Below are 6,369 nucleotides of genomic sequence, written 5' to 3' on the forward strand. Positions count from 1 at the left end.
AAAAGAGGGAGATTGAAGAATGTCGATGGGCGGTAACGGGCGGTTTGTTTTGCGGGGCGTGACTGTGTATGGAGGTGGCAGCGGTTTCGCAGAAGAACAGGGCGGAGATTATGGACAGATTCGCGCCCGTTTGCTTGAAATCGATTTGACGATTTCCCCAGGAGAGTGGGTGTCGATCGTCGGAGCGAACGGGAGCGGGAAGTCTACGCTCGCTCGGATCATTGCGGGGCTATATCCTGACGTCATGTACGGTGATGTGGAAAGAGGCTTCGCAGGAGGGGGCGCAAGTCCGATCGTACTGCAGCAGCCGAAGGCGCAACTGTTCGGGGAGACGCCGAGGGAGGAAGTGGCGTTCGCGCTCGAATGGAGCGGTGCAGCGGCGGACGAATTCGAAGTGCTTGTTGAGCGCGCGCTCGTGGGAGCAGGTTTATTTGAGTTGCGCGATGAGCCATGGGAATCGTTGTCCGGTGGTCAGCAGCAGCTTGCGGCTATTGCGGCGGCAACGGCTGGAGCGGCGCGTAAGCCGCTGGTTGTATTCGATGAAGCGACGTCTATGCTCGAGGACGGAAACCGGGATGAGGTGATGCGGCTGGCAGAGGCGCTTCACCAGCAAGGAACGGCCGTTGTCTGGGTGACCCAGCGGCTTGACGAATTGACGCCGGACATGCGGGTCGTGGCGATGAAGGATGGTTGCATCGAGTACGACGGGAACGCCCGGTTGTTTTTGTATGGTGCGGAGGTTGGGGGGCATGACGATCCGGAGGTTGACAGTATTGATGGCAGCATTGGCCCTCTTTCGTCGATATCCCCTTGTCTCAGGACGGGGCTTAGATTGCCCTATTTGCCATCGCTTGCGCTGGAACTCAGAAAACTCGGTCGACTGACAGATCCATTGCCGATGACGGAGGGCGAATGGCGCGCTGCACGCGAGAGGTTGGGGGACACGAGAAAAGATGACGTTACATGACGACAATGGGACAATCTTTTTAAGTATAAAAGGGTTAAAATGGCGTGATGGGCACACGGATAAGGATCGCGCGTCGCAGTTGAGCGAAGAGCTCCGTCTAAAGCCCGGCACTGTGACGGTGCTGATGGGGACGAATGGGGCAGGTAAGTCGACATTGCTCGAGAAGCTTGCAGGTTTGCGGCCGCCTGAGGGCCTTGAAGTGAGCTATGGCGAGGAACCGTTGTGGACGACCGGGGTGACAGGGCGGCATCGCTTGAACAATCGGGCGCTATTCCGTTACGGATTCGCCAGCCAATCGCCGGAAGACGGGTTGTTCGCCAGGACATTAGCTGAGGAAATGGCTTATTCGCTTCGACCGTTCCGGCCGTCCGAGGAGCAACGTCTGGCCTATGCGGATCAAGCATTGTCGGCGGTTGGGTGGGAGGCGGACGATTGGCTGGAGCGGGATCCTTATCGAATGAGTGGCGGGGAAAAGCGTAGGGCGGCTCTCGCGTCCGTTTTTGCTTCGCCCACTCCATGGCTGCTTCTGGACGAGCCGACTGCTGGGCTTGATGGCGCTGGTCACGAACGATTGGGAGAGGCGCTTCGGAGGATGAAGGAGGAAGGGCGGGGAATTGTGCTTGTCTCTCACGATTCGGATTGGGCGCTTCCACTTGCGGATCGTGTATTGCTGCTTGGCACCGATGGCATCGTAACGTTTTGCACGAAGGAGCATCTACTTGAACGTCCGGAGTTGTTAGCGCAGGCTGGAATGGCGGTGCCGGAGTGGTTGCAAATGGCCGCTTATTTGTCGAGCTGCGGGCTTGCGCCTGCCCAGTTGTGGCAGCCGACGGATGCGGCGAGCGGATGGGACGGATTGTTGTCAAAGGGGAAAGACAGTGGCAACGAGGCAGATGTACAGACCATACTCTCGTCACTTCGGTCGCAACCGGAGCAGGTTGGCGTTGAAAGGACAACTGAGGTTGAAGGACGGGGAAGCAGAGAAGGCGGTAAAGCGCTTCGCCGGCACCGGCTTGCCGGTTTCGATCCGCGCTCAATATGGCTCGGTTATGCGTTGTTGTCCGCCGGATTGTTTCGGCTTGGCGACTGGACGTCGCTTGTTATCGGAGCTTCTCTCGTTCTGTTGTTGCTGGCGGCGGGCAACGTCTCACTGCGAAAATGGCGGGGGACGCTTGTCAATTACGCGATTTTTACAGTGGCAACTTCAGCGATTTTCGCATGGGGGGCTAGTGGCGGATGGAGGTTCGAGTGGAAGGCTTTCGGCGGGACGATGTTTCCGTTTCTTCGGACTTTTCTTATTTTATTGTTAGGCTTGGCTATACCGCTCGTCATGTCGCCGTTGTCGCTTAGAAAATCGCTGGATAAGCTCGCGAGGTGGAGAGGGAAACCGCTGGCGTGGGCGCAGCGACCGATTTTGACCGTTACGTTGATTATGCGTTTCGTACCGGTGCTGCTCGAACTGTGGGGGAGGTTCGAAAAAATTTTCCTCGCACGAGGGAAATCCACTTCGCGAGGGCCGATCGCGCTTGGTAGAAGGCTTCGGGATGTGGCGATACCGTTCGTGCTAGCACTGTTCCGGCTTGGAGACGAAGTTGTATCGGCACTTCAGAGCAGAGGCGTCGGCGACGGCGTCCGCTCGTTGCAAGCATCGGTCGGCGCATTGTGGCGCTGGCGCGATTCTGTTCTTGTGATCAGCGCAGTGCTTGCGATGCTCGGGTTGTGGGCAATGGCCGATGCCAACTTCAAATGGTAAAATGAGGGCCGCTTATTTGTCGCGAAGAGTGTGATCGGCGGAAAGCAACGCGGCGATGACGCCGAGAGCGGCGCCGAAAATAAAACCGGCTTTAAGTCCGCCAGCAGCGTTCAGCGCACCTGCGATGTAGGGGCCAAGGAACATGCCGATCGAATAAACGGATTGATACAATCCCATTGCCGTTGCCCGTTCGTCCGACTTGAAATCGCGAATCGCCAGACTAAGCAGGAGCGGGAAGTACATCGCTTGGGCGATACCGTTTAAGATTTGTGTCGCGGCGAGCCAGCCGAGATTGGGGCTGAACGGGATGGCACAAGTAAAAATGGCCGCGAACAGGAAACCGGCGACAATAACGTTTCTTGTGCCGAAACGAGGCGCCAAGTAGCGGCCGCTCCATAATGAAACGAGCGCATGAGGCACCATGAACGCGACGACGATACCGGTCAACGCCGCTTCGCTGGCGCCGAGCTCTACCGCTTGGAGCGGCGTAAAGCCGAACATCGTAATGAACAGGATGCCATGGGCGAGCAGCGATAATAGCGCAACTTTGCGGAGTGGGACGGAACGTAGAACGGTCGCTAGTATTGTTTTACGATTCGCGCTTGGGTTCATTGTGGGGTTCGATTGCGAAAGACCGATCTTCTCCTTCGGCTCGTAAACGAACAAAGTGATCAACATGCCGCCGGATGCGATGATAATACCGCTCAAGAACGCCGCGTTCCATCCACCGGCCGAAGCGATCCAACCACTGGCACTCATACCTGCGAGCTGTCCGAACACCGTCAAGAAACTAAGCGTTCCCATAGCCCGATGCGTTTCGTTCACCGGATAATAGGATGCATACAGCACAGTAAAAGGAACCCAAGTCGCCGCACAAATACCCGCCATCAGCCGTCCGGCGAGCGGCCCTTCCCAACCCCCTGGAATCATAAACAAGGCGCAGCTAACGAGGCCTGCAGCCATCCCGATCATGAGAAACGGTTTACGGCGGTTTAAGACGTCTGAAAAGATACCAAGCGGGAAGCGGATAAGCACTTGAGTAAGTCCGTAGCTGCCAAGTATAAAACCGATCCAGCCCATCGACAAACCGCGGTCGTTCAAAAATGGACTCAAAATCGGTACGTAGATATAAAGTGTAGACCAATAGAGCACCGTCGCTATGGCGAAAACGAGATGACGGCGGCGTTCGAGCCAAACGTTGCTGCGCGTATGTGTCGCTGTAGAGTTTGCTTGGGGAAGCATATGACGTTATCGACTCCTTATTGTCGGGGCATGGTAAGCATGCATAACTAACTGTAACGGATGTGTGTGCTGTTGGGAAGTGGTTAATGCGTGTGGTAGTTGCGGATGCCTCTGAGCTGCCTTTTGCAGCTGTGCCGAGGTGCAGAAAAGAGGTTCCGAAAAGAGGTTCCGAATAGAGGTTCCGAATAGAGGTGGACATGACAGTGGGGCCATGTTATGATCGAAGCCATAGAAACGAAGCATTTATACGACCTTAAGCGAGTTGCGTAATTTTGAATTGCGTAGTTTTGAAGATCACTCCGAAAGCATCGTGAGGCTGATCCTGTCCATCCGACGGGAGGCCTTTTTTTGTTTTCCAAAAACTAGGGCATCTGATAAAATCGAGAGGCGGGATATGATGGAATTATGGATCGGAAAGCGCAATGACAAAGAGTTGATCGTTCGTTTGCCTTATTCGGAGGATGGAATCTCTCGAATGAGAATGCTTCCTTCTCGCAGATGGGAGCCAAGCGTTGGCGGATGGCTGATTCCCTACACGTTAGCGGTAATGGAACAATTGCTGTCGATGTTTCCGAATTGTGCATTAGATGCGGATCGGGCGCTTCTTGAAGAATGCGGTTGGCTTTGTGATCAACTAGAAGAACGCCGTGTACGTGATCGGGCTTCTTGCACTTCAATAGACTTCGAGCAGTCGAAGTGGGGAAAAGACATTGAAACGGAACTGACCCGTCAACTTCGGTTACGAGGCTACAGTCAGAAAACGATCCGGGCGTACTGTGGGCAAGTGCGTCGGTTTTATTTGTTTTACGAGAGCCGAAGGGAGATCGGAATTGCGGATTTGGTGACTGGTTTCAGCTATAGCCTGCTTACACTAGGGAAGTCCCCGGCCCACGTCAATCAAGCAATCAGCGCGGTGAAGTTCTATATGGAGAAAGTGTGTGCCATGACGCCGAGTGCTTCCGCATACATTCGCCCCAAGAAACTCAAAAAGCTGCCGAATGTGTTATCTACTGGCGAAGTTATTCGGCTGTTGGATGCCGTCGGCAACTCCAAACATCGTGCAATCTTGTATCTTGCTTACTCTTCTGGGTTGCGAGTGAGCGAAGTCGTTCGGCTACGTCTATCGGACTTCGACCGCGAACGCAGAACACTTCTCGTTCGTCAAGCCAAAGGCGGAAAAGATCGTCAAACTGTACTATCGGACGCAGCGTTTGAAGTCGTCCAATATTACGTGCGCGTAGAGAAGCCGGGTGGGGGGTGGCTCTTTCCAGGTGTTGCGGCGGGACGCCACCTCACAGAAAGGACCGTACAGAAAGTGTTCGAGCAGACATTGAAGAAGGCGAATATACATAAAAAAGTAAGTGTCCACAGTTTAAGGCATTCATTCGCAACACATTTGCTGGAAGGAGGCATCGATATTCGCTATATTCAAAAACTACTTGGTCACAAAGACGTCGCGACCACTCAAATCTACACCCACATCGCCGTAAAAGATGTTAGTCGCATCCAAAGTCCACTTGACCGTATGATTGAACAGAAGCGGGAATAACACAAAGGCCCAAGAAGTTAGCGAAATACGCAAACTCCGGCAGGGAGATGTTTTCACGAAATTCGCAAATATTACGTTAGGTGAAATTGATGAAGTGATTAAAGGAGCAATTAGAAGTGATTGAATTATTATGGAAGCTTAGTCTGCTTCCGATATTTATTCTCTTAATGTGGAGTATAGGCGATATTACTACCTATTTAAAAACACCTAATTATTCCGGTAATAACTCTAGGACTGTGCGAGAAACCAATGCAATTCGACGAAAACTTAAAATTAGAATACCTATAATTATTTCTTTGTTTTTATGTATTTCAATTACTTGGGGAATTGTACAGCCTATTGTATTTAATCATCTTGTTAAGTCGAAGATTAATTCGATAAATGGAAAAGTATTGAATGTTAACCGTGTCAAGAAATTCGATTATAAAGGCTATTATTATACCAATCAAACAAGAAGTTCATATTTTGAAATCAAATATATAGTTAATAATGAAACGAAAATAGGATATTTAATAAAGAATTTTTTTTCAAATGAATGGTTACTTGAATGAGTAGCTACGAAGTCATCAACATCACCTAACACCATGTTCACGCATCGGGGCATTCGCCCCTCGGTCCGGCAGGAGTTAGATGATGGTTCGAAGAAGTAATTGGCAGTAGCAGGGAAGTGGAATCAGCCGGACACATCCGCACCGACTAACCGCATCGCGGCCGGCGACTTCGTCGCCTTAAGTCGGTGGGACGTCGTGAACACATTTACGTTATCTGAAACCGGTGCAGTACAGTCAACAATAAATTCCTAGAACAGGAAGGGAAATCATCACGCTTGAAGAACATTATATAAATCTGATTCTTTTA

5 protein-coding genes are annotated in these 6,369 nt (G+C 52.1%); 4 read left to right on the plus strand and 1 reads right to left on the minus strand.

Annotated elements, in window-relative coordinates; genetic code table 11:
- Positions 1 to 19 precede the first annotated feature (19 nt).
- Both ACFPOF_RS04665 and ACFPOF_RS04670 read left to right on the plus strand, forming a co-directional pair.
- Complete coding sequence (locus ACFPOF_RS04665; protein ID WP_378130060.1) at positions 20 to 967, plus strand: energy-coupling factor ABC transporter ATP-binding protein; 948 nt, start codon at positions 20 to 22, stop codon at positions 965 to 967.
- Positions 954 to 2,720 (plus strand): ATP-binding cassette domain-containing protein, encoded by a 1,767-nt coding sequence (locus ACFPOF_RS04670; RefSeq protein WP_378130062.1) that lies wholly within the window; start codon positions 954 to 956, stop codon positions 2,718 to 2,720. Before ACFPOF_RS04665 ends, ACFPOF_RS04670 begins: the two co-directional genes overlap by 14 nt.
- Positions 2,721 to 2,732: 12 nt before the next feature.
- On the opposite strand, the gene ACFPOF_RS04675 is transcribed toward ACFPOF_RS04670, so the two are convergent.
- Positions 2,733 to 3,962 (minus strand): MFS transporter, encoded by a 1,230-nt coding sequence (locus ACFPOF_RS04675; RefSeq protein WP_378130064.1) that lies wholly within the window; start codon positions 3,960 to 3,962, stop codon positions 2,733 to 2,735.
- Between the two features lie 394 nt (positions 3,963 to 4,356).
- Between ACFPOF_RS04675 and ACFPOF_RS04680 the strand changes: the two genes are divergently transcribed.
- Together ACFPOF_RS04680 and ACFPOF_RS04685 are read left to right on the plus strand one after the other, a co-directional pair.
- Positions 4,357 to 5,511, plus strand: a complete 1,155-nt coding sequence (locus ACFPOF_RS04680) for a tyrosine-type recombinase/integrase (RefSeq protein ID WP_378130066.1) — start codon at positions 4,357 to 4,359, stop codon at positions 5,509 to 5,511.
- Positions 5,512 to 5,627: 116 nt separating this feature from the next.
- Entirely contained in the window at positions 5,628 to 6,062 is a 435-nt protein-coding gene (locus tag ACFPOF_RS04685; protein WP_378130068.1) for a hypothetical protein, read from the plus strand.
- Positions 6,063 to 6,369 lie beyond the last annotated feature (307 nt).

The organism is Cohnella soli (assembly GCF_042655525.1).
In the GTDB taxonomy this organism is placed as follows: Bacteria; Bacillota; Bacilli; order Paenibacillales; family Paenibacillaceae; genus Cohnella; species Cohnella soli.